Consider the following 21,087-nt stretch of genomic DNA (forward strand, 5'->3'; position numbering starts at 1 on the left):
AATATCAGAATTCGGGGACCAAATTCGCTTTATCTATAGAAGCAAAGGGCAGTAGATATTCAGTATCATCTACAACAATTGCCACTCCACCCTCTTTCAAACCAAGCAAAACACCTTGAAACTTACGACGTCCATTCAGCGGCGCAGTCAGCTGTATTTTCACTTGATGACCCGTAAAACGTTCATAGTGCTCTTCGTTAAACAGAGGCCTATCCAAACCAGGAGAGGAGACCTCCAGATGATAAACACCTCTAATAGGGTCTTCAACATCCAGCACGCCACTCACCTGATGACTTATCTCAGCACAATCATCAACAACGATACCTTTCTCACTGTCGATGTAGAGCCGCAGTACCGAGTGTTTTCCCTGAGAAATATACTCAATGCCCACCAGCTCATAGCCAAGTGCTTCAACTACCGGGGTAATTATTTCGTATAACTTGTCAGATGCTTTACGCACAACAGCCACCCTCAAAAACAAAAAATGGGCCTATGGCCCACCTATTACAACTCGATACAGCCAGCAGGCTTCCCTGTAGCTAACAAAAAGCCCCATAACGGGGCCTCTGAGTCTTAAATTAGTCGCAAAAGCGATACCACAACGACATCATCACTGAGCATACTTCCATCACCCCGTTAGAGCACTCCAAGTGCGTTACTATCTTTCCCAGAGGGAGCCCGCACTTCAATGGTGGCGCAGTATAGCAGCAGTTCCACACACACCACAACAGAAGAGTATGAAAATGACCAATAAACCACGCTACTCAACCGGCGTTGTTACGCTTTTGGCAGTGTAACGCCCCGCTGCCCCTGATATTTACCACTACGATCTTTGTATGAAATATCACAAACCTCGTCAGATTCAAAAAACAGCATCTGTGCGACACCCTCATTTGCATAGATTTTTGCCGGTAGTGGTGTTGTATTGGAAAATTCAAGCGTCACATGCCCTTCCCACTCAGGCTCTAACGGTGTGACGTTAACAATAATGCCACAGCGCGCATACGTCGATTTCCCCAGACAAACCGTCAATATACTGCGGGGAATGCGAAAGTACTCCACTGTTCGCGCTAACGCAAACGAGTTGGGCGGGATAATGCACACATCTGATTTTACATCTACAAAGCTGTTTTCATCAAAATTTTTCGGATCAACAATCGCAGAGTTAATGTTGGTGAAAATTTTAAACTCATCGGAACAGCGCACATCGTAGCCATAGCTGGAAGTGCCGTAAGAGATGATACGCTCGCCATTCGCTTTTCGCACCTGGCCCGGTTCAAACGGCTCAATTATAGCGTCACTTTGCGCCATGCGACGAATCCACTTGTCTGATTTAATGCTCATCAATTAGATCCTTAACTTAATTATTTTGTATCACAATCTTGGGAAACTTAGATGAGTAATCCTTACCCATTAGGGAGATCAGCGCTGAAATACGGCGTGCCATTTCACGATAGCGCTGACTTAATTCACCATCGGGATCAACCGCCACTGTTGGCATCCCTTTGTCCAGATTTTCGCGAATACGGATATCCAGTGGCATGGAGCCCAGCACTTCAATGCCATGCTGCTCAGCCATACGTGCGGCGCCACCCTCACCAAAAATAGGCTCTTCATGGCCGCAGTTGCTACAGAGGTGAGTGCTCATATTCTCAATAACACCCATGATAGGCACCGATACCTTTTCAAACATGCTGATCGCCTTGCGCGCATCCAGCAACGCAATGTCCTGAGGTGTCGTGACAATCACAGAGCCGGTGACCGGCACTTTCTGCGCCAGGGTCAATTGAACATCACCCGTACCAGGGGGTAAGTCGACAATCAAATAGTCAAGATCCTGCCACGCCGTATCGTTCAACAACTGTTGTAGTGCCGAAACAACCATCGGCCCACGCCAAACCATTGGCGTCTCTTCATCAATCAAATAGCCAATCGACATCGACTCAATGCCATGACTCACCAGGGGTTGCATTTTCTCCCCCTCAGTATATTGCGGACGCTGGTGGCACCCCAGCATGGTGGGCTGGCTTGGCCCATAAATATCCGCATCCAAAATGCCGACTTTGGCGCCTTCCAGCTTGAGCGCCAGAGCCAGGTTAACCGCCGTGGTTGATTTCCCCACCCCCCCTTTACCGGAGGCTATTGCAATAATATTTTTCACCCCCGGTAATGGCGTCACGCCACGCTGCACTGAGTGACTGGTGATTTTGGTTGTTATACACACCGAAACATCACCCAGCTTGTGCAAGGCGGTCTTTACACCATCAACCAAAACGGCATGGTGACCACCACAAGGGAAGCCCAGCTCAATATTTAAACTGACCTTATTCCCATCGATCTCCACACTCTTCAGAGCGCCCGCAGAGAGCAGGTCTCTCTTCAAATAGGGATCAATATACGCCGCTAAAGCCTGCTCGACTTGTGCCTGTTGAATGCTAGCCATAAAACCTCCAGGGCGAGACATTTGCACAATTTATAGTTTCCGCGCAAAAGTCCCACCTATTTATTAATCGTAATATTACCCGAAAGCGGTGCAAAATTTGTAGATTTATTGCAAAATTGCATGCTTTACGCGGGCAGCCACACAAAGGCGAACGCTTAACACCACAGAAGAACAGCCTAAATCATGAGCAATCGTAGAACCATCCTGATTACCAGCGCCCTGCCCTACGCCAATGGCCCCATCCATCTGGGTCACATGCTGGAGCATATTCAGACTGACATCTGGAACCGCTTCCAAAAGATGCGCGGCCATCACTCTATTTTCGTCTGCGCCGACGATGCCCATGGCACACCTATTATGTTGCGTGCACAGAAGGAAGGTATTACACCAGAGCAGTTGATTGAAAAAAGCAGTCGTGACCATCAGGCTGATTTTGCAGATTTCTCCATCGGATTTGATAACTACTACAGCACCCACTCAGAAGAGAACAAAGCGCTCTCCGCCATGATCTACACCCGTCTGCGAGAAGCGGGGCATATCAACAGTCGCGTCATCAAGCAGGCCTATGATCCGGAAAAAGAGATGTTCCTGCCCGACCGCTTCATCAAAGGTGAATGCCCAAAGTGTGGCGCGGCCGATCAATACGGTGATAACTGTGAAGCGTGCGGCGCCAGCTATTCACCTACAGAGCTGAAAAATGCCGTCTCCGCACTCTCAGGCGCCAAGCCCATCGAGAAAGAGTCTGAACACTTCTTTTTCAAGCTGGGTGATTTCGAAACAATGTTAAAAGCTTGGTCAACAGAGGGGCATGTACAAAAAGAGGTTGCCAATAAACTTAATGAGTGGTTTGAAGGGGGCCTGAAAGAGTGGGACATCTCCCGCGATGCCCCCTACTTCGGCTTTGAAATCCCAGGTGAACCCGGCAAATACTTCTATGTGTGGCTGGATGCCCCGGTGGGCTACATGGCCAGTTTCAAAAACCTCTGCGCGCAGCGTGATGACCTCAATTTTGATGACTTCTGGGGGCCAGACAGTAGCGCTGAGCTTTACCATTTCATCGGTAAAGATATTGCCTATTTCCACACTCTGTTTTGGCCCGCCATGTTGAAGGGTGCCAATTTACGCACCCCCACTGCGGTCTTTTGCCACGGCTTTCTGACTGTCAACGGCGCTAAAATGTCCAAATCCCGCGGCACTTTCATTATGGCCCGCACCTATCTGGAGCATCTTAATCCGGAGCATCTGCGCTATTATCTAGCCGCAAAAATGGGCAGTGACCTGAGTGACATGGATCTTAATATGGAAGATTTCATGTTGAGGGTCAACTCAGACCTGGTTGGGAAAGTGGTCAATATCGCCAGCCGATGCGCAGGGTTCATCAGAAAGCGTTTCAACAACAAACTAACCGATAACCTTAGCGAGCCCGAACTTTACGCAGCGTTTATCGCCCAAGGTGAAACCATTGCTGAGCAATATGAAAATCGTGAATTTGCTCATGCCATGCGCAGCATCATGGCGCTGGCAGACAAGGCAAACCAGTATATTGATGAACAACAGCCGTGGGTAGTGGCCAAAAAAGAGGGCGAAGATGAACGGCTACACGCCATCTGCTCAATGGGCATCAATCTATTCCGCGTGATTATAGGCTACCTCAAGCCGGTACTGCCTGTTACTGCCACCAAGTCAGAGCTGTTTCTGAATAGCGATAAGATACTTTGGCGCGAGATAAAAAACCCGTTACTCGGCCACGAAATCAACAAATTCAAACCGTTGATGACGCGAGTAGAGAGAGAGAAAGTTGATGCGATGCTGGAGGCGTCCCAACAACATATGCAAGCGATTACCCCACCGACACCGGCAGGCCCTCTCACTGAAAACCCAATCAAAGAGGAGATCAGCTTTGATGATTTTGCTAAAATTGATCTGCGTATCGCCAAAATTATTGCCGCTGAACGGGTAGAAAAAGCTGACAAGCTCCTGCAACTAACACTCGATATAGGTGGTGAGACCCGCACTGTCTTCGCCGGTATAAAGTCAGCCTACACACCCGAGCAGCTGAAAGGAAAATTAACGGTGGTGGTTGCCAACCTCGCTCCCCGTAAAATGCGCTTTGGCTTGTCTGAAGGAATGGTGCTCGCTGCCGGCCCCGGTGGTGAAGAGTTGTGGATTCTCAGCCCAGACGAGGGTGCTCAACCCGGCATGCAAGTAAAATAGCCGCTAATTCGCGTTACTTTTATCAAAGCCATAAAAAATTGTTATGGGCTTTTTTATAGGCTCATATAAAACATTGCTTTGCGACCGCAAGCAGATAGCGGCAAAATGAAAAAAATGAAGGTGTGGGTGGTTGCCGGTATGGGCCATCACTATTAATTTCCGTAACCTGAAAGAGTGGGAGCTGCACAGATGACAGAGTACTTGCTGATTTTAGTCAGCACTGTCTTGGTCAATAACTTCGTCCTGGTAAAGTTTCTTGGTCTGTGCCCCTTTATGGGGGTTTCTCGCAAGCTAGAGACCGCCACCGGCATGGCGCTTGCCACCACTTTTGTGTTAACCCTCTCTTCTGTATGCAGTTATTTGGTAAACACCTACCTGCTCATTCCTTTTGGGCTTGAGTTCCTACGCACCATCGCCTTTATATTAGTCATTGCAGCACTGGTTCAATTTACTGAAATGGTAGTACACAAAACCAGCCCGCTACTCTATCAGGTGCTCGGCATCTTTCTGCCACTGATCACCACCAACTGCGCCGTGTTAGGTGTGGCATTGCTGATTATTCAAGAGGAGATGACCTTCCTGCAATCAGCCGTTTATGGCTTTGGTGCTGCGGTTGGATTCTCGCTGGTGCTGATACTCTTTTCCGCCATTCGCGAGCGCATCGCGGTTGCCGACGTGCCCGAAATTTTTCGTGGCGCACCGATTGCGCTCATCACCGCAGGCTTTATGTCGCTGGCTTTCATGGGCTTTTCAGGCCTGGTGAAGGGGTAGTTACATGTTAACCGCGATCATCATACTGACACTGCTCGCCACTATTTTTGGGCTGATTCTTGGCTATGCCGCCATTCGCTTTAAAGTAGAGGGTGACCCGATTGTTGAGCAAATCGACAATTTACTGCCTCAAACCCAGTGCGGGCAGTGCTCCTTCCCCGGCTGTCGCCCCTACGCTGAAGCGATCGCCAGTGGTGAAGCCAATATAAATCAGTGTCCGCCCGGTGGAGAAGCCACCATGCTGGCACTAGCCGACCTACTCGGTGTCGACCCCCAACCACTCGGTACCGAACATGAAGCCGAACCTGAAGCGACCGTCGCCTTTATCATTGAAGATACCTGCATTGGCTGCACCCTCTGCATACAAGCTTGCCCGGTCGATGCCATTCTAGGGGCAGCCAAGCAGATGCACACGGTCATCGAATCAGAGTGCACCGGCTGCGAACTCTGCATCCCCCCCTGCCCGGTTGACTGCATCGTAATGCAACCGGTAAAGCAGACCGCACAGAACTGGAAATGGCCCTACCCCATTCACACACTGGAGGAGCGCAAGTGATTCGCCAGTTGTTCCGATATAAAGGCGGGGTCAAGCTCCCTGAGCATAAACAGGAGAGTACCCGCCTGCCGATCCAGAAAGTTGTACTGCCCAAGCGCCTGACTCTGCCGCTACAGCAGCATATTGGCAGCCCCTCAACCCCCACTGTCGCGGTAGGTGACCGGGTACTCAAAGGGCAGATGATTGCTAAGGCCGCCAGCCTCATTAGCGCCCCGGTACACGCCCCCACCTCGGGTAGGGTCGTTGAGATCGGTGAGTATACGATCCCTCACCCCTCTGGGTTAAAAGCACCCTGCATCGTCATTGAGACTGACGGTAACGATGCCTGGTGTGACCACCGTAAACCGGTGGGTGATTGCCACGACTATTCACCCGATCAGATTCGTGATCATATTCGCAATGCGGGTGTTGTCGGACTAGGGGGCGCTGGCTTCCCAAGTTTTTTAAAGTTGACCCTGGGCGACGACCGGGTGGTCGAAACCCTTATTCTCAATGGTGCTGAGTGCGAACCCTACATCACCTGTGACGACATATTAATGAGGGAGCGCCCCCTAGAGATCATTAAAGGACTAATGATCATGAAACATGCGCTGGTGGCGAAAAACTGCGTTATCGGCATTGAAGATAATAAACCCGAAGCCGCCGCCGCCCTGCGCAGCGCAATAAAAGAGCTGGCCGTTGCAGTTCAGGTAGTTGAGGTACCCACACGCTACCCGACCGGCGGTGAGAAACAGCTGATCAAAATATTAACCGGCAAAGAGATCCCGCCCAAAGCACTGCCCATCGAGAAACGTGTGGTGGTACATAATGTCGGTACCGCCGCCGCGGTATACCGCGCCATCTGCCTGGGAGAGCCACTGATTAGCCGCATCATCACCGTTACCGGTGCCATCAAGAGACCCGCCAACTATGAGATCCCCTTTGGCATGAGTGCGGCTGAACTATTGACACAAGCCGGTATTGAAACGTCATCAGTCGAACGCATTATTCACGGCGGGCCGATGATGGGCTTTACCCTCAACTCGGTTGAAATACCACTGATAAAGACCAGTAACTGCCTACTCGTTACCAACAAAGAGACCGTGCCACTGCTCAACAAACAGCAAGCCCACGCCTGCATTCGCTGTGGAAGCTGTGCCGATGTCTGCCCGATCAACCTGCTGCCGCAACAACTCTTCTGGCACAGCCGCGCCAAAGATTTTGATAAAGTGCAGGACTATAATCTGTTTGACTGCATCGAGTGTGGTTGCTGTGATTATGTCTGCCCCAGCCAAATTCCGCTGGTGCAGTATTTCCGCTTTGCCAAGACTGCAATATGGCAAGCGGAACAGGAGAAAAAACAGGCTGAACTGGCTAAAGAGCGCCATCAATTCCGCCAATTTCGTATCGAACGTGAAAAGGCTGAAAAGAAGGCACGCCATAAAGCAAAGGCGGCCAAAGTAGCCGCTAACAGCAGCAAAAATGGTGACCAAAAACAGGCGATAGAAGAAGCCATGGCGCGGGTTAAGGCCAAAAAACAACCGGCGGCAGAAGCCAGCCCCGAACAACCAAAACCCGGGGGTAATACCTAAATGCAACTCAACGCATCCAGCTCACCCCATATTCATTCGGGTGATCAGCTCAGCCAACTGATGCAGCGCGTTCTGCTGGCGCTGCTACCGGCGATCGCCCTCTATGTTGTTTTTTTCGGCTGGGGCATCATTGTCAACATCCTCATTGCAGTGCTGGCCGCCATCATATTCGAAGCCATCGCGTTGCGGCTACGAAAACGACCACTGGGGCCAAACCTAGGTGATTTCAGCGCGGTATTAACTGCGGTTTTACTGGCACTGGCCTTGCCACCACTTGCCCCTTGGTGGTTATTGGTAGTGGCTGTTTTTTTTGCCATTGTCTTTGCCAAACACCTGTATGGCGGCCTGGGTTTCAACCCCTTCAACCCGGCGATGATTGGCTATGTGGTGGTGTTAATCTCTTTCCCCCGTGAAGTGACCACATGGTTACCACCCGAACTCATTAGTGGAGAGAGCATCAGTTTCATCAGTGCACTCCAGGCCAGCCTGATGGGGACATTAGGCAGCGGTGTTACTCCGGATGCCATCTCAATGGCCACGCCCCTTGACCACCTAAAAACCCAGCTAACCCAAAATCATGCCATCAGTGAGATCGTCCATGGCAACGCCATTTTTGGACAGATGGCCGGATTGGGTTGGGAGTGGATCAATTTGGCATTTGTCGTGAGTGGCTGCTGGTTGATCTACAAAAAAGTGATCCACTGGCACATTCCTGTGGCGATGCTTGCCAGCCTCGCCTTGATTGCGAGCGTGTTTTGGCTCATCGATTCTGAGCGCTACGCCAGCCCACTCTTCCACCTGCTCAGTGGCGGCGTGATGCTGGGAGCATTTTTTATTGCGACCGACCCGGTCACTGCCAGCACCACCAACCGGGGCCGTATTCTCTACGGCATTGGGATCGGCATACTGGTTTACATTATTCGCGCCTGGGGAGGCTACCCGGAAGGGGTCGCCTTCGCTGTTTTACTGATGAACATGCTGGCACCAACCCTCGACTACTATACCCAGCCCCGGGTGTTTGGCAGGGGACGTTAAGCCATGATAATAAGACAGATACTCATTACCGGCGCTATTCTAGGGGGCTTTGCAGTGATTGGCAGCACCCTGGTTGCGGTGACTTACGAGGCGACCGAAGAGCGTATCGAGCAGGCACACCGCGAAGCGTTGTTGCGTAGCCTGCATGAGCTGGTTCCACACGAACAGTGCGACAACGACCTCTACCATGATGTTATCGAAGTAACCGATAAAGCGCTGCTCGGCAGCCACAAACCCATTCGAGTATATCGTGCCCGCAAGTCAGGTGAGCCGGTCGCTGCGCTACTGACCTCAGTCGCTCCCAATGGCTACGGCGGAGCGATCAAACTGCTAGTAGCCATCAACTACGACGGCAGCCTAGCGGGTGTACGCGTGCTCCAACACCACGAAACCCCAGGGCTCGGTGATGATATTGAAGTGCAGCGTTCTGAGTGGATTTTAGGTTTCAATAATCACTCACTCACCACGCTGAACAGTGAACAGTGGCGGGTAAAAAAGGATGGCGGCGTTTTTGACCAGTTCACCGGTGCAACCATTACCCCACGAGCTATCGTACAGGCGGTTCACCATGCTCTGAAGTACTTCCAGCAACACCGGGAGATGCTTTTCAACACCCCATCCATACCCCGCGAGGTAGAGAGTCGTGAGTAACACAAGCTATCGTGATATTACCCAGCAAGGGTTATGGCAGAACAATGTTGCTTTCGTTCAACTGCTAGGGCTCTGCCCACTGCTGGCGGTGAGCAATAACACCATCAACGGGCTCGGACTGGGTTTAGCGACACTGCTGGTACTGCTCTGCTCCAATCTAACCGTCTCGCTGATTCGTTACTGGGTTAGGCCTGAAGTGCGGGTGCCGGTTTTTGTGATGATCATTGCCTCATTTGTTACCGCAATCGACCTGCTGATGAGCGCGTTTATGCATGATCTGCACAAAATACTCGGTATTTTTATCCCGCTCATCGTCACCAACTGTGCAATTATCGCCCGCGCAGAGGCATTCGCCTCGAAAAACAGCCCCGGCTATGCACTCTGGGATGGTTTGATGATGGGGCTGGGCTTTATGGCGGTGCTGGTGGTATTGGGCGCACTGCGGGAGCTATTGGGGCAAGGCACACTCTTTGATCAAGCACACCTGATGTTTGGTGATGGGGCCGCCTGGCTCAGCATCACGCTATTCGATGACTATCAAGGGTTTCTGCTGGCGATTCTGCCGCCCGGAGCCTTTATTGGTCTGGGTCTGTTAATCGCGGCAAAAAACTGGCTGGACCAAAAAAAGAGCACGCGCACGCAAGCACTCCTCGCTACCAACAATCCAGATCCCCAGCGGCTCCATCCTGATCAACCGTAATGATTTGACAAGCGGCATCAGCCTCCTGCCGGGTTCCGGTAACAACCGTGGCCGTTGCGGTAAAGCTGGCCGCGTCGGCCGCAGAGATTGCAATGGTATAATAACCTTTTTCAGTAACATCACTAGACCAGCTAAGACCATTCGCTCCCCCCCCGGTAACCGCCGTCGCGTAGGTTGGATTGTTAGCGCGGTGCTTCTCCTGGTCCATCTGCAATTGAAGCAGTGCGGTGGTCGCATCGGCCCGCCCAGACTTTATCACCGAGTCGGTATAAGCGGGGTAGGCAATGGATGCAATAATCGCCACAATCGCGACCGAGACCATCAATTCAATCAACGTAAAACCCTGTTGATACTGAACACTTCGCATAAATACTCTCCGATAAAAAACGTTAACGCTACTCAACACGAGCAATAGACGGACTCACTACCGTAGTCGACAAAAAAAGAATAATACTTAACCCTAATCCTCAGATAGAAGCGCGAGATGATGTGTAAGATTTTGGTTTCACAGTGAAACTAAAAATATTAGTCGCACCCGCCGATTCGGCGGCTATTTTTTGTTTTACTGTGGAATCAAGAGCTTGTGCAGCATACGTGTTTCTATCTGGGGATTAGGGCTATACTATCATCTGGACTGCACTGCCAGGGAGGCGAGCAATGAGTAAAGAGCGTGGAATCACACTCACCGAGCTGGTAATCGTAATCGGCATTATTGCAGTTATTGCCGCAGCATCGGCTCCGGCCTTTAGCCACATAATCGATAAACAGCGCCTTCAAGGGGCAGCAGACAGTTTTTATGCCGACTTGCAACTAACCCGCAGTGAAGCGATTAAACGCCACGCCCCCATCACACTCTCCGTCACCCTATCTGAAGATAGATCCTGGTGTTACGCCCAATCAGATAGCGGCCACTGTAACTGCACTGTGGTCGCAGAGTGCAGCCTTGACAACATTCCCAGCAGAGTCACCTCTAGCACCCGTTTCAAAGAGGTCACACTCACCTCTACATTTGCCAACCACGCCGTTACCTTCTCTGGCACCCGTGGGGGCACCCGTGCCGGCCGCTATGTACTCACAAACAGTGGCATAACCTATCAAATAGTCGTCGATGCCCTTGGTTTTCCTGACTTGATCAAACAATAACCCAGCTGCTGAAACTTGAGCCGAGCAGGGAAATATGTTCTATTCTTAGCTCAATCCCCAGATTTAATTTTTCGATCTCTTTTGCATGGATGCAAATTGTAAGTAATCAAGGAGGATTACCCCATGCCTGCCACCCTTAAAAGCCAACGGGGCGTTAGCCTCGTCGAACTGATGATCTCCATGTTGCTGGGACTCACCGTAATCAGCACGCTGATCACGCTGTTTGCCAATAGCGTGGCAACTAACCGCTCGACGCTACAAACTACCCGGCTCCACCAAGAGATGCGAAGCATCATGGAGTTAATCAGCAGCGATCTGCGTCGTGCCGGTTATTTTCGCGATGCGCACTGCACTCTGGCAGCTCGAAACCTCTCTGAGATTGCCGCAGAAGACTCCCGCTGTGCTGAAGGAGCCAATCAAGAAAACCCTTTCGCTCTCATCGAAATAGGTCGTCACTTGGAGCCCAGCGACTGCATCCTGTTTAGCTATGACTACGAAAATGGAGCAACTCCAGCCACACCCGATGGCGTACTTCAGAGAAGTGAACATTACGGCTACCGGTACGATATCAACCGAAATGGTAGTGGCTTCGTCGCTCGCCGTTTTGCTGGTGCCGGATGTGCTGCCGGTGGTTGGCGGCGCTTGAGCAATCCACTTATGAGCAACATAACCCAACTCTCGTTCGATGCATCTGACAGCCGCACTGTGGCAACAGCCAATGGTGTACTCTCTATCCGAATCATTACCATTACCCTCAGCGGCCAACTCGTCGATGACCCCTCGGTTTCAACCACCCTAAAAAACACCACTCATATCACCAATCACCGCCACTGTCCGGGAGCCGCCTGTCTGGTTGGCATATGATAATTTATCAGGGGATACGGTTTTAATTTCAGTTAATTGTTAAAGGCGACGATCATGGCGTGGGAAGGGACTCAACAGACCGTAAAGAGACAACGGGGCATCGCTACGCTGATGATCTCTCTCATTCTTCTATTCTCCATCACCATGATGACGCTCTATGCGGCAAATAACACGATGACAGAGACACGAATAGCCGCCAATGATTATCGCAGCAAACTTGCCTATGAAGCGGCCCAGGCTGGACTGGAAGCCACCATCGCCGCACTGCAAACCGTGGCCAATAGATCCCCTTTGGACGATGGTAACGAAGTTGATGACGCGGATGGATTCATCGACAGCAATGGCGCTATTCAGCCCACCGTCACACTCTCCAATGGATCCAGTTACCAGGTAAGCTACTCAAACCCGATTCAACATGACACCAGCCTGATTGTCATCACAGCCACGGGCCGTTCTGATGATAACAGTGGAGTAAAAACCATCTCCCAAGCCATTCAACTGCTGCCACTCGCCATGGATATACCCAGCGCTGGGCTCGTAACCGGAGGCGGTGTGACAGTGACGGCACCAGAGCCACGCCAAAGCAACACAGTTTCAACTACACAAAGCACTTTGGCAACACCACGCCGCACCACCGAAAGCAGCTGCCAAAACAGCCGCACCACACGTCACGCATCACCAAGCCCCGGCTCGCTCTTTGATAACACCTTCAAAATAGATAAAGCCACACTCAAAAACAGCGCTACGACAGTGGCCTGTACCCACTGTAGTGTGGGTAGTTTTATCGGTATCGCGGGCGGCATTGCCTGGCTTGAGGGTGATATCAGAATAGCGGGAAACGGTACGCTCGGCAGCCATGACAAACCTATTTTGATCGTTGTCGATGGCGATCTCACAATGGTGGGCAACATGATTTATAATGGGCTTATCTACACCACAGGTGACTACCATGCGAGTGCGGGCACACTCAAAATAAACGGCGCGGTGATTGTCGAAGGGAATTTTTCAGCAACTGACGCGCTCTGTATTCTCTATAAACCAGCCATACTGAACAATGTGGGCAAAGCGATCGGCCCGATTGGCAAAATCGCCGGTAGTTGGCGTGACTTTTAACCCATGTTGACACGCTTACTCACCCGCAACTATCATAAAAACCGAGGCTTTTCACTGCTGGAGGTGCTCATCACACTGGTGGTTCTCTCTACCGGATTAATGGCAGTGGCCAAGTTCCAGGGCCAGCTGATACAAAGCAGCACGCTGGCCAAAAACAGAACCATCGCAATCAACCTGGCTCAGGATAAGATGGAGGGATTGAGAGGCCGTGATTTCGCACTACTGGCAAGTGGCACAGATACGATTGATGGGAGCAACCTGGCCAGCATAAGCGAGCACTACGTGCGTACTTGGCGTGTGGCTGTCGATGGCACAAATGCCACCGTTGAGGTCGTTGTTGAATGGGGTGATTACAGCTCGGCTTCAGGCGAGGTAAGTACAGATACATCCATACAGCTTGTCAGCCATATCAGCGCACCATCGGCCATAGAGGGGGGACGACTGGTCGACCCATAGCTCAACGCCTTGCCGTTAGCTCACGGGGAATGGGGAACTCAATGGTCTCTGGCTCGCCATTATCACTCCTGACTGTCGTTGCACCCAGGCTTTTCAATTTATCAATCACCGCCACAACCAACACCTCGGGCGCTGATGCCCCTGCGGTGACACCCACACACGTTTTCCCTTCCAGCCAGCGGGCATCAATTTCATCTGCATTATCGATCAGATAGGCAGGAATATCGTGGCGTTCGGCCACTTCCCGTAAGCGATTTGAGTTAGAGCTATTGGGTGAGCCAACCACCAGCACGATGTCACAATTTTTCGCCAGACGCTTAACTGCATCCTGGCGGTTCTGGGTGGCATAACAGACATCATCCTTTTTCGGGCCAATAATGGTCGGAAAGTGCTGGCGTAACGCCTCGATCACCACCATAGCATCATCCATGGAGAGTGTGGTCTGGGTGACAAAGGCAAGATTATCGCCATCAGCTACTTTAAGCTTGGCAACATCCTCCGGGGTCTCGACTAGGTACATCTCTCCGGCACCCTTATATTGGCCCATGGTTCCTTCAACTTCCGGGTGACCGGCATGGCCAATCAACACCACATCACGTTTATCTTTAGCGTATCGCATCACCTCTAGATGTACTTTGGTAACCAGCGGGCAGGTGGCATCCAAAATCCGTAAACCACGCTGTTTTGCCTCTTTGCGCACCTGCTGCGAAACACCATGGGCCGAGAAGATTACCAGATTATCATCCGGCACCTGATCCACCTCCTGAACAAATACCGCCCCTTTTGCCTTCAGGCTCTCAACCACAAAACGATTATGCACCACCTCGTGGCGCACGTAGGTCGGCGCACCATAGATTTCCAGTGCCTTTTCGACTATTTCGATGGCGCGGTCGACACCGGCACAGAAACCACGAGGGTTAGCGAGAATGACTTTCATTGTTTGTTACCTAATCAAATGGGGGTTGTTGCAAAAGCATCGACTATTTAGCATCGCTCTTTTCTGCTGGCTGCTGGCAAAAAATAGTGTGCCAAATGAGCAGGGCTGCGCCCATCATAATCGCCATGTCGGCCACATTAAAGGCGGGCCAGTGATAACTTTTATAATGAAAATCAAGAAAATCAACTACATATCCATGTACAATCCGATCAAACACATTACCCAGCGCACCACCCAGTATGGAGGCCAGTGCAACAGCCTGAAGCTTCTCATTAACCGGAAGGCGCTTAAGCCACACCACAATGACAACACTGACCAGCAGCGCAATAGCCGTAAAAAACCAGCGTTGCCAGCCACCAGCATCTGCCAAAAAGCTAAAAGCGGCACCGCTATTGTGCGCCAGTACAATATTGAAAAAAGAGTTCACCGGAATCACTTCATAGAGTGACAGTGCGCCGGACACCCAAAATTTAGTCGCCAGGTCCAGTGCAAAAATCGCCGCCGTTAACCATAGCCACTTAAGCATATCGGCGCTGCTCCCCATCACCCGCCACATTCTCAATACAACGACTGCACAGCTCTGGGTGTTCAGCGTGGCTCCCCACCTCTTCACGGTGGTGCCAACAGCGCCCACACTTAGCATGTGTAGACGCTTTCGTCACAATCCACAGCTCATCATTACTCTCCAAGGTGATATGGATTGAGTTGCTGGGTATTGTCTCTGTGGTATGAATACGGGCATAGGAGGTAATCAGCGCAAAACGGAGTTCGTCATCAAGCTGAGCAAGTCGATCATAAATTTCTCGGCCACAGTAAAGGTCAACCTCGGCATCCAGTGATGAGCCAATGGCTTTCGATTCACGCAGGGGTTCCAGCGCCTTGGTCACGGCCTCGCGGATGGCAATCACCTGGCTCCAAAACTCACTACCCATCACCTGCTCACCGGTCTCGGGGAGAAGGTACCACTGCTCCAGAAAAATACTTTCACTTCGCTTACCCGGAATGTGCTGATAAATCTCTTCAGCGGTAAAGCTCAATATGGGAGCCAGCCAGCGAGAGAGCGCCTCCACCACGTGATAGAGCGCGGTCTGGCAGCTGCGGCGGGCTCTGGAATCTGCTTGGGTCGTATATTGGCGATCCTTCACTACATCCAGATAGAACGAGCCCATGTCGATTGAACAGAAGTTTTGCACTTTCTGGTAGATATGATGGAACTCATATTTATCATAAGCATCCTGCAGCTCAAGCTGCAGCTGAGCCGTGCGGTCAATCACCCAGCGATCCAGTGCGATCATCTTTGAAGGTTTCAGCATATCGGTAGCCGGATCAAAACCATTCAGGTTCGCCAGCAGAAAACGCGCGGTGTTACGAATCCGGCGGTAAGTATCTGAAGTCCGCTTGAGAATCTCATCGGAGACAGTCATTTCACCACGATAATCTGTCGCGGCAACCCACAACCGTAGTACATCGGCACCGAGGTTATTGACCACTTTTTGCGGTGCCACCACATTGCCTTTAGATTTGGACATCTTCTGCCCTTTGGCATCCACCGCAAAACCATGGGTCAGCACCGATTTATAGGGTGCCTGGCCGTTGATAGCCACAGAGGTCAACAGTGATGATTGAAACCAACCACGGTGCTGGTCTGAACCTTCCAAATAGAGGTCTGCCGGATAAGCCAACGCCTCGCGGCGCGCCAGCACGGCATGGTGAGTCACCCCTGAATCAAACCAGACATCGAGGGTATCGGTCACTTTTTCATACTGAGCGGCCTCTTCGCCCAGCAGTTCAGCCGCATCCATTTCAAACCAAGCTTCGATCCCCTGCGCTTCAACACGAAGGGCAACCTGCTCAATCAGTTTGGCACTATCCGGGTGTAACGACTGGTTCTCTTTATGTACAAAAAGTGCAATCGGCACACCCCAGGTGCGCTGGCGGGAGACACACCAATCAGGACGGTTATTCACCATCCCTTCAATACGCGCTTTGCCCCACTCAGGCAGCCACTCTGTTTTCTGGATTTCGTCTTGCGCAGTATCACGCAGACCATTTTGCTGCATACTGATAAACCACTGCGGCGTGGCGCGAAAAATAATCGGTGTTTTGTGCCGCCAGCAGTGAGGGTAGCTATGACGTAACGCCTCAGCACGCATCAACTTCCCCTTCGCTTTTAACAGCTCTAACACGCTGTCGTTGGCTTTAAAAACATGCTGACCCGCAAAGTATTCTGTATCAGGTAAAAACTTACCATCACCACCCACCGGATTAACCACCGCCAGGCCATATCGTGATGCCACCACATAGTCGTCCTGCCCATGGCCTGGCGCGGTATGCACCGCCCCAGTACCCGCCTCAGATGTTACATGGTCACCCAGAATAATCGGCACTTCGCGGTCACTGAACGGGTGTTGTAACTTAATACCCTCTAAATCGGACCCCTTGCAATACGCCACCACACGGTACTCATCTATCTCATAACGAGCCATCACATCTTTCAGCAAGCTCTCTGCTAGCAACAGGCGCTCATTTGGTGTCTGCACCACCGCATACTCAAACTCTGGATTGAGGGATACCGCCTGATTAGCCGGCAATGTCCACGGTGTTGTGGTCCAAATAACGGTCGATATTGGCCCATGCCCTTCATGACCCTCTACATGGCTACAGCGACTCATAAAATCAGCATCATCAACCACACTAAAGCGCACATCAATCGCGGGTGAGGTTTTATCTTCATACTCCACCTCTGCCTCCGCTAGTGCAGAGCCACAGTCAACACACCAGTGAACTGGCTTGGAGCCTTTGTGTAGGTGGCCGTTTTCAACAATTTTGCCCAGTGCGCGGATAATATCGGATTCAAATTTGAAATCCATGGTCAAGTAAGGGTTTTGCCACTCGGCAAAGATGCCCAGGCGTTTGAAATCTTCACGCTGACCATTCACCTGCTTGGCGGCATATTCGCGACACTTCTGGCGGAACGTTTTCGCATCCACCTTGTGGCCCGCTTTACCCACCTTTTTTTCAACCATTAACTCAATCGGCAATCCATGACAATCCCATCCCGGCACAAAGGGCGCATCAAAACCGCTCATCGCCTTGGATTTGATAATAATATCTTTCAGCACCTTGTTAACCGCATGACCAATGTGAATATCGCCATTAGCATAGGGCGGGCCATCATGCAGAATAAACTTAGGTCGCCCTTGCGCGGCAGATCGCTGCTTTGCATAAAGATCCTGAGCCGCCCAGCGCTTAAGAAACTCAGGCTCACGATTGGCCAGATTGCCGCGCATCGGGAAATCTGTTTTTGGTAAATTCAAGGTTGGTTTATAATCGCTCACATCCATCTCTCTTTAAACGCTTTATGCACCCAGCTCAATAGGCTGGTGGTGATTACTAAAAAATGTTTTTGCCGTCGTGACATCACGATTAATCTGCGTTTTCAACGCATCCAGTGAGTCAAAGCGCTGCTCTTGGCGTATTTTGCACAGAAAATCAACCTGGACATAACGGCCATAAATATCCCGGGAAAAGTCCAGCAGATGTATCTCCAAAATGGGGTGGCAACCACCCACTGTGGGGCGAGTGCCAATATTAGCCACGCCTGCCAGCGGCTCTCCCTCAAGGCCGAACACCTCCACCGCAAACACCCCTTGCAATGGAACTGAAAGACGGTGCAGGTGTACGTTTGCCGTGGGAAACCCCAACTGGCGGCCACGTTTATCGCCATGGGCAATACGCCCACACATTCGATAGGGACGACCTAACAGCCTTTTGGCCTTTTGCAGATCACCCTGTTGCAAAAACTCTCGCAGACGAGTACTGCTAATGCGACTCTGATCAATATTACAGGTGTGCATATTGACCACTTCGAAGCCATGATCACGCCCGGCACGCTGCAACATTGAGAACCCCCCTTGTCGCTGGTGTCCAAAACGAAAATCATCGCCCACCACAAGATAACGAACACCCAGCTTATGCACCAGCAGATCAATAAACTGCTCAGCCGTCATTTCAGAGAATTTTTCATCAAAATGGATGCAAACCACACGGTCGACTGCATAACGGGTGAATGACATCAATTTTTCACGCAGCCGATTCAACCGCGCTGGGGCATCGCAAGGTGCAAAAAACTCTTGTGGCTGGGGTTCAAAAATCATCACCGTAGCAGGCAAGCCCAGCTCAGCCGCTTTCTCGGCCAAGCGCCCCAACACCGACTGGTGACCAAGATGCACGCCATCAAAATTACCAATCGTTAACACGCAACCGTGATGTCGATCACGTAGATTATGTAATCCTCGAATCAGCTCCATATACTTGGGTAAAATCCAATCGATAAAAATAAAAAGCGAGTATAACAGCTGCGGCCACTACAACTTAACCCCAAGCGTCACTTTAACCGTCTGAAATGCTGTTTTTTGGCCGCCCCAGTAGATCTTTAACCCGAACACCCAACAATAGCAGGGTTGCAAAGTAGCTTGCCATACCCGCCACCACCCAGAAAAGCAACCACCCTGCACGATGCCAGCCACCCCAAGCCATCCACTGCTCAAGGCCTGGCGAATAAAAATAGAGCAACACGCTCATAACCAGTGCCGCTGCCGCCACCTTCAGCAGAAAACTTTTCCAGCCACTTTGCAGTACAAAAATTTTCTCTTTACGCAAAAAATAGTAGAGCAAGCCCGCATTAATAAATGCCGTACAGGCTGTCGCCAGTGCCAGCCCCGCGTGGGCACCTGCAATATCAAACCACACCATCGGTACCACAAACACCACATTCAGCCCCATACCAATCACGACCGCTTTAATCGCTATTTTTACCGGTGTTTTGGTATCTTGGCGAGCATAGAAACCGGGGGCCAGCACCTTAACCAAGATAAAGCCCAACAACCCACTACCGTATGCCATCATGCTCAAGCTCGCCATTTCAAGATCTTTCGCATTAAACGCACCATAATAAAACAGTGTCGCCAGTATCGGCCCCGCCATCATGACCAAACCCAGTGTTGCGGGAACGGCAATCAAAAACACCCAGCGCAGCGACCAATCCATGGTCTCTGAAAAACCATCTTCATCTTCACGGGCCACCTGCTTTGATAACATTGGCAACACGACAGTGGCCAGCGCGATGCCAAATACACCGAGGGGAAACTCCACCAGACGATCTGAGTAGTAGAGCCAGGAGACACTGCCGGTCACTAAAAAAGAGGCGATGATGGTATCAAACAGCAGGTTAATCTGAACCACCGAGACCCCGATAATAGCCGGAATCATCAATGTCATTATCCGCTTCACACCCTCATCCTGAGCACCCCATTTGGGCATGCCAAAGACACCCAGCCGCATCAAAAAGGGGATTTGAAACAACAGCTGGACAACACCGGCAATCAACACACCCCAAGCAAGGGCGGTAATCGGCTCCTGCATGTGGGGCGCAAGCCACACCGCACAGCCTATCAGGCTCAAATTAAGGAATACCGGGGTGAATGCGGGCACCCCAAAACGACCAAATGTATTTAATACCCCCCCCGCCAGCGCCACCAGCGAGATAAAAAAGATATAGGGAAACGTCAGCATCAACATATCTGACGCAAGTGCATGCTTATATTCATCACCAGCAAAACCGGGGGCAAACAATAAAATAAGCAGGGGTGCCGCAATCACACCCAGCAGACTAACCAGAAAAAGCACACCACCCAAGGTACCCGCCGTGCGCTGCACCAACTCGCGCACCGCCTCTTTGCCCCGTGCTTCTTTATACTCTGATAGCACCGGAATAAAGGCTTGAGAGAACGCCCCTTCAGCAAACAGTCGACGTAAAAAATTGGGAACCTTAAACGCCACTAAGAAAGCATCGGTACCCGCATCCGCGCCAAAAAGGCGGGCGATCAATATATCCCGCACAAAACCAAGCACCCGGGATATCATCGTCACAGCACTCACTGTGGCCGCAGAACGCAGAAGCTTCAAACTCACTTGGAAACCTTATTTTAATGTAAAGTTAGGCGTATTAGGCATTGAACAAAAGTAACTACTCAGCGTATTTATATTTTTTCTCAAATCGAGGTATTTTCGCACACAAAGAGGGAACATATAGGGCATATGTGGCCAATTGAGTGCAAAAGTAACCAAGCGTTGAGATAAAAAGTGAATACTTTGAATAGCTACAAACTCACGTTTCGGGGTTCAAGCCCAAGCAAAAACATTACACAACTAAGTTGATAGACAAAATAAAGAGAGCTCGCGGAGGATTATAATATAGGCACTCAACACCCAAAACCAACCGGAGGCCAAGGTGAATAATGGCACGAAGACACGCCTATATCCAAGTTTGATTAACGATGCACTCAACCATCCCGGACATTGCGTTGATAACGTTTTTGCAATCGAGCAGAAATGCTTAAACTTCAAAAACTGTAGTGGCTTAATGAAACCGGACACCAACTAAGGTGGTAATCTCACCACCAATATAGAGTTCGCCTTCGTGGATAGCGCGTATTTCAGTTGAGCCAGATTTGGTATTTGTATATGGACGAGCAATCAGTTCGGCAGACAGGGGAAATAATTTTTCGAACTGCAGATTCTCGGTCAATTTGGTATCACCGTAACTGCTACCGGGAAAACGGTACCCGGCCT

21 protein-coding genes are annotated in these 21,087 nt (G+C 50.8%); 11 read left to right on the forward strand and 10 right to left on the reverse strand.

Going from position 1 to position 21,087, the window contains the following annotated elements:
* Positions 1-4: 4 nt before the first annotated feature.
* The 3 genes from rimP to apbC form a co-directional block, all read right to left on the reverse strand.
* Positions 5-460 carry a ribosome maturation factor RimP gene (gene rimP / locus L3J94_00620; protein ID MCF6217258.1) on the reverse strand — a complete coding sequence of 152 codons (456 nt, stop codon included), beginning with the start codon at positions 458-460 and terminating at the stop codon, positions 5-7.
* Between the two features lie 317 nt (positions 461-777).
* A complete protein-coding gene (gene dcd, locus L3J94_00625; GenBank protein ID MCF6217259.1) occupies positions 778-1,344 on the reverse strand; it encodes a dCTP deaminase in 567 nt (188 codons plus the stop codon).
* Positions 1,345-1,360: 16 nt separating this feature from the next.
* Positions 1,361-2,443: an iron-sulfur cluster carrier protein ApbC gene (apbC, locus tag L3J94_00630; GenBank protein MCF6217260.1), complete on the reverse strand. Its 1,083-nt coding sequence runs from the start codon at positions 2,441-2,443 to the stop codon at positions 1,361-1,363.
* Positions 2,444-2,626: 183 nt separating this feature from the next.
* Here apbC and metG point away from each other — a divergent pair, with 183 nt between their 5' ends.
* The 7 genes from metG to L3J94_00665 all read left to right on the forward strand — a co-directional run bounded on the left by metG (position 2,627) and on the right by L3J94_00665 (position 9,941).
* On the forward strand, positions 2,627-4,657 hold the full coding sequence (metG, locus tag L3J94_00635) for a methionine--tRNA ligase (GenBank protein ID MCF6217261.1): 2,031 nt from the start codon (positions 2,627-2,629) through the stop codon (positions 4,655-4,657).
* A gap of 189 nt (positions 4,658-4,846) precedes the next feature.
* Positions 4,847-5,428 carry an electron transport complex subunit RsxA gene (gene rsxA / locus L3J94_00640; protein ID MCF6217262.1) on the forward strand — a complete coding sequence of 194 codons (582 nt, stop codon included), beginning with the start codon at positions 4,847-4,849 and terminating at the stop codon, positions 5,426-5,428.
* Between the two features lie 4 nt (positions 5,429-5,432).
* Positions 5,433-5,984 (forward strand): electron transport complex subunit RsxB, encoded by a 552-nt coding sequence (gene rsxB / locus L3J94_00645; protein ID MCF6217263.1) that lies wholly within the window; start codon positions 5,433-5,435, stop codon positions 5,982-5,984.
* Positions 5,981-7,555 carry an electron transport complex subunit RsxC gene (rsxC, locus tag L3J94_00650; GenBank protein MCF6217264.1) on the forward strand — a complete coding sequence of 525 codons (1,575 nt, stop codon included), beginning with the start codon at positions 5,981-5,983 and terminating at the stop codon, positions 7,553-7,555. The genes rsxB and rsxC overlap by 4 nt, the downstream gene beginning before the upstream one ends.
* Positions 7,556-8,590 (forward strand): electron transport complex subunit RsxD, encoded by a 1,035-nt coding sequence (rsxD, locus tag L3J94_00655; GenBank protein ID MCF6217265.1) that lies wholly within the window; start codon positions 7,556-7,558, stop codon positions 8,588-8,590.
* A gap of 3 nt (positions 8,591-8,593) precedes the next feature.
* Positions 8,594-9,241: an electron transport complex subunit RsxG gene (rsxG, locus tag L3J94_00660; GenBank protein ID MCF6217266.1), complete on the forward strand. Its 648-nt coding sequence runs from the start codon at positions 8,594-8,596 to the stop codon at positions 9,239-9,241.
* Complete coding sequence (locus tag L3J94_00665) at positions 9,234-9,941, forward strand: electron transport complex subunit E (GenBank protein ID MCF6217267.1); 708 nt, start codon at positions 9,234-9,236, stop codon at positions 9,939-9,941. Before rsxG ends, L3J94_00665 begins: the two co-directional genes overlap by 8 nt.
* On the opposite strand, the gene L3J94_00670 is transcribed toward L3J94_00665, so the two are convergent.
* Positions 9,895-10,308 carry a prepilin-type N-terminal cleavage/methylation domain-containing protein gene (locus L3J94_00670; protein ID MCF6217268.1) on the reverse strand — a complete coding sequence of 138 codons (414 nt, stop codon included), beginning with the start codon at positions 10,306-10,308 and terminating at the stop codon, positions 9,895-9,897. The genes L3J94_00665 and L3J94_00670 overlap by 47 nt on opposite strands.
* Positions 10,309-10,598: 290 nt before the next feature.
* On the opposite strand from L3J94_00670, the gene L3J94_00675 reads away from it, so the two are divergent.
* The 4 genes from L3J94_00675 (at position 10,599) to L3J94_00690 (ending at position 13,517) form a co-directional block, all read left to right on the forward strand.
* A complete protein-coding gene (locus tag L3J94_00675; GenBank protein ID MCF6217269.1) occupies positions 10,599-11,084 on the forward strand; it encodes a GspH/FimT family protein in 486 nt (161 codons plus the stop codon).
* A gap of 123 nt (positions 11,085-11,207) precedes the next feature.
* Positions 11,208-11,948, forward strand: coding sequence for a prepilin-type N-terminal cleavage/methylation domain-containing protein (locus tag L3J94_00680; GenBank protein MCF6217270.1), 741 nt, complete (start codon positions 11,208-11,210; stop codon positions 11,946-11,948).
* A gap of 54 nt (positions 11,949-12,002) precedes the next feature.
* Positions 12,003-13,061, forward strand: a complete 1,059-nt coding sequence (locus L3J94_00685) for a pilus assembly PilX N-terminal domain-containing protein (protein ID MCF6217271.1) — start codon at positions 12,003-12,005, stop codon at positions 13,059-13,061.
* 3 nt (positions 13,062-13,064) lie between these two features.
* A complete protein-coding gene (locus tag L3J94_00690) occupies positions 13,065-13,517 on the forward strand; it encodes a prepilin-type N-terminal cleavage/methylation domain-containing protein (GenBank protein MCF6217272.1) in 453 nt (150 codons plus the stop codon).
* 1 nt (position 13,518) lies between these two features.
* Here L3J94_00690 and ispH read toward each other — a convergent pair whose 3' ends face one another.
* The 6 genes from ispH to L3J94_00720 all read right to left on the reverse strand — a co-directional run.
* Positions 13,519-14,454 (reverse strand): 4-hydroxy-3-methylbut-2-enyl diphosphate reductase, encoded by a 936-nt coding sequence (gene ispH, locus L3J94_00695; GenBank protein MCF6217273.1) that lies wholly within the window; start codon positions 14,452-14,454, stop codon positions 13,519-13,521.
* 43 nt (positions 14,455-14,497) lie between these two features.
* Positions 14,498-14,980, reverse strand: coding sequence for a signal peptidase II (lspA, locus tag L3J94_00700; protein MCF6217274.1), 483 nt, complete (start codon positions 14,978-14,980; stop codon positions 14,498-14,500).
* Positions 14,973-17,792, reverse strand: a complete 2,820-nt coding sequence (gene ileS, locus L3J94_00705; GenBank protein MCF6217275.1) for an isoleucine--tRNA ligase — start codon at positions 17,790-17,792, stop codon at positions 14,973-14,975. The genes lspA and ileS overlap by 8 nt, the downstream gene beginning before the upstream one ends.
* Before the next feature lie 21 nt (positions 17,793-17,813).
* Entirely contained in the window at positions 17,814-18,764 is a 951-nt protein-coding gene (ribF, locus tag L3J94_00710) for a bifunctional riboflavin kinase/FAD synthetase (protein ID MCF6217276.1), read from the reverse strand.
* 82 nt (positions 18,765-18,846) lie between these two features.
* Entirely contained in the window at positions 18,847-20,379 is a 1,533-nt protein-coding gene (gene murJ / locus L3J94_00715; protein MCF6217277.1) for a murein biosynthesis integral membrane protein MurJ, read from the reverse strand.
* A gap of 496 nt (positions 20,380-20,875) precedes the next feature.
* Positions 20,876-21,087: hypothetical protein (locus L3J94_00720; GenBank protein ID MCF6217278.1), on the reverse strand; the 212-nt coding region annotated here is incomplete at its 5' end.

This window comes from Gammaproteobacteria bacterium (assembly GCA_021647245.1).
Taxonomy (GTDB): domain Bacteria; phylum Pseudomonadota; class Gammaproteobacteria; order RBG-16-57-12; family RBG-16-57-12; genus JAFLJP01.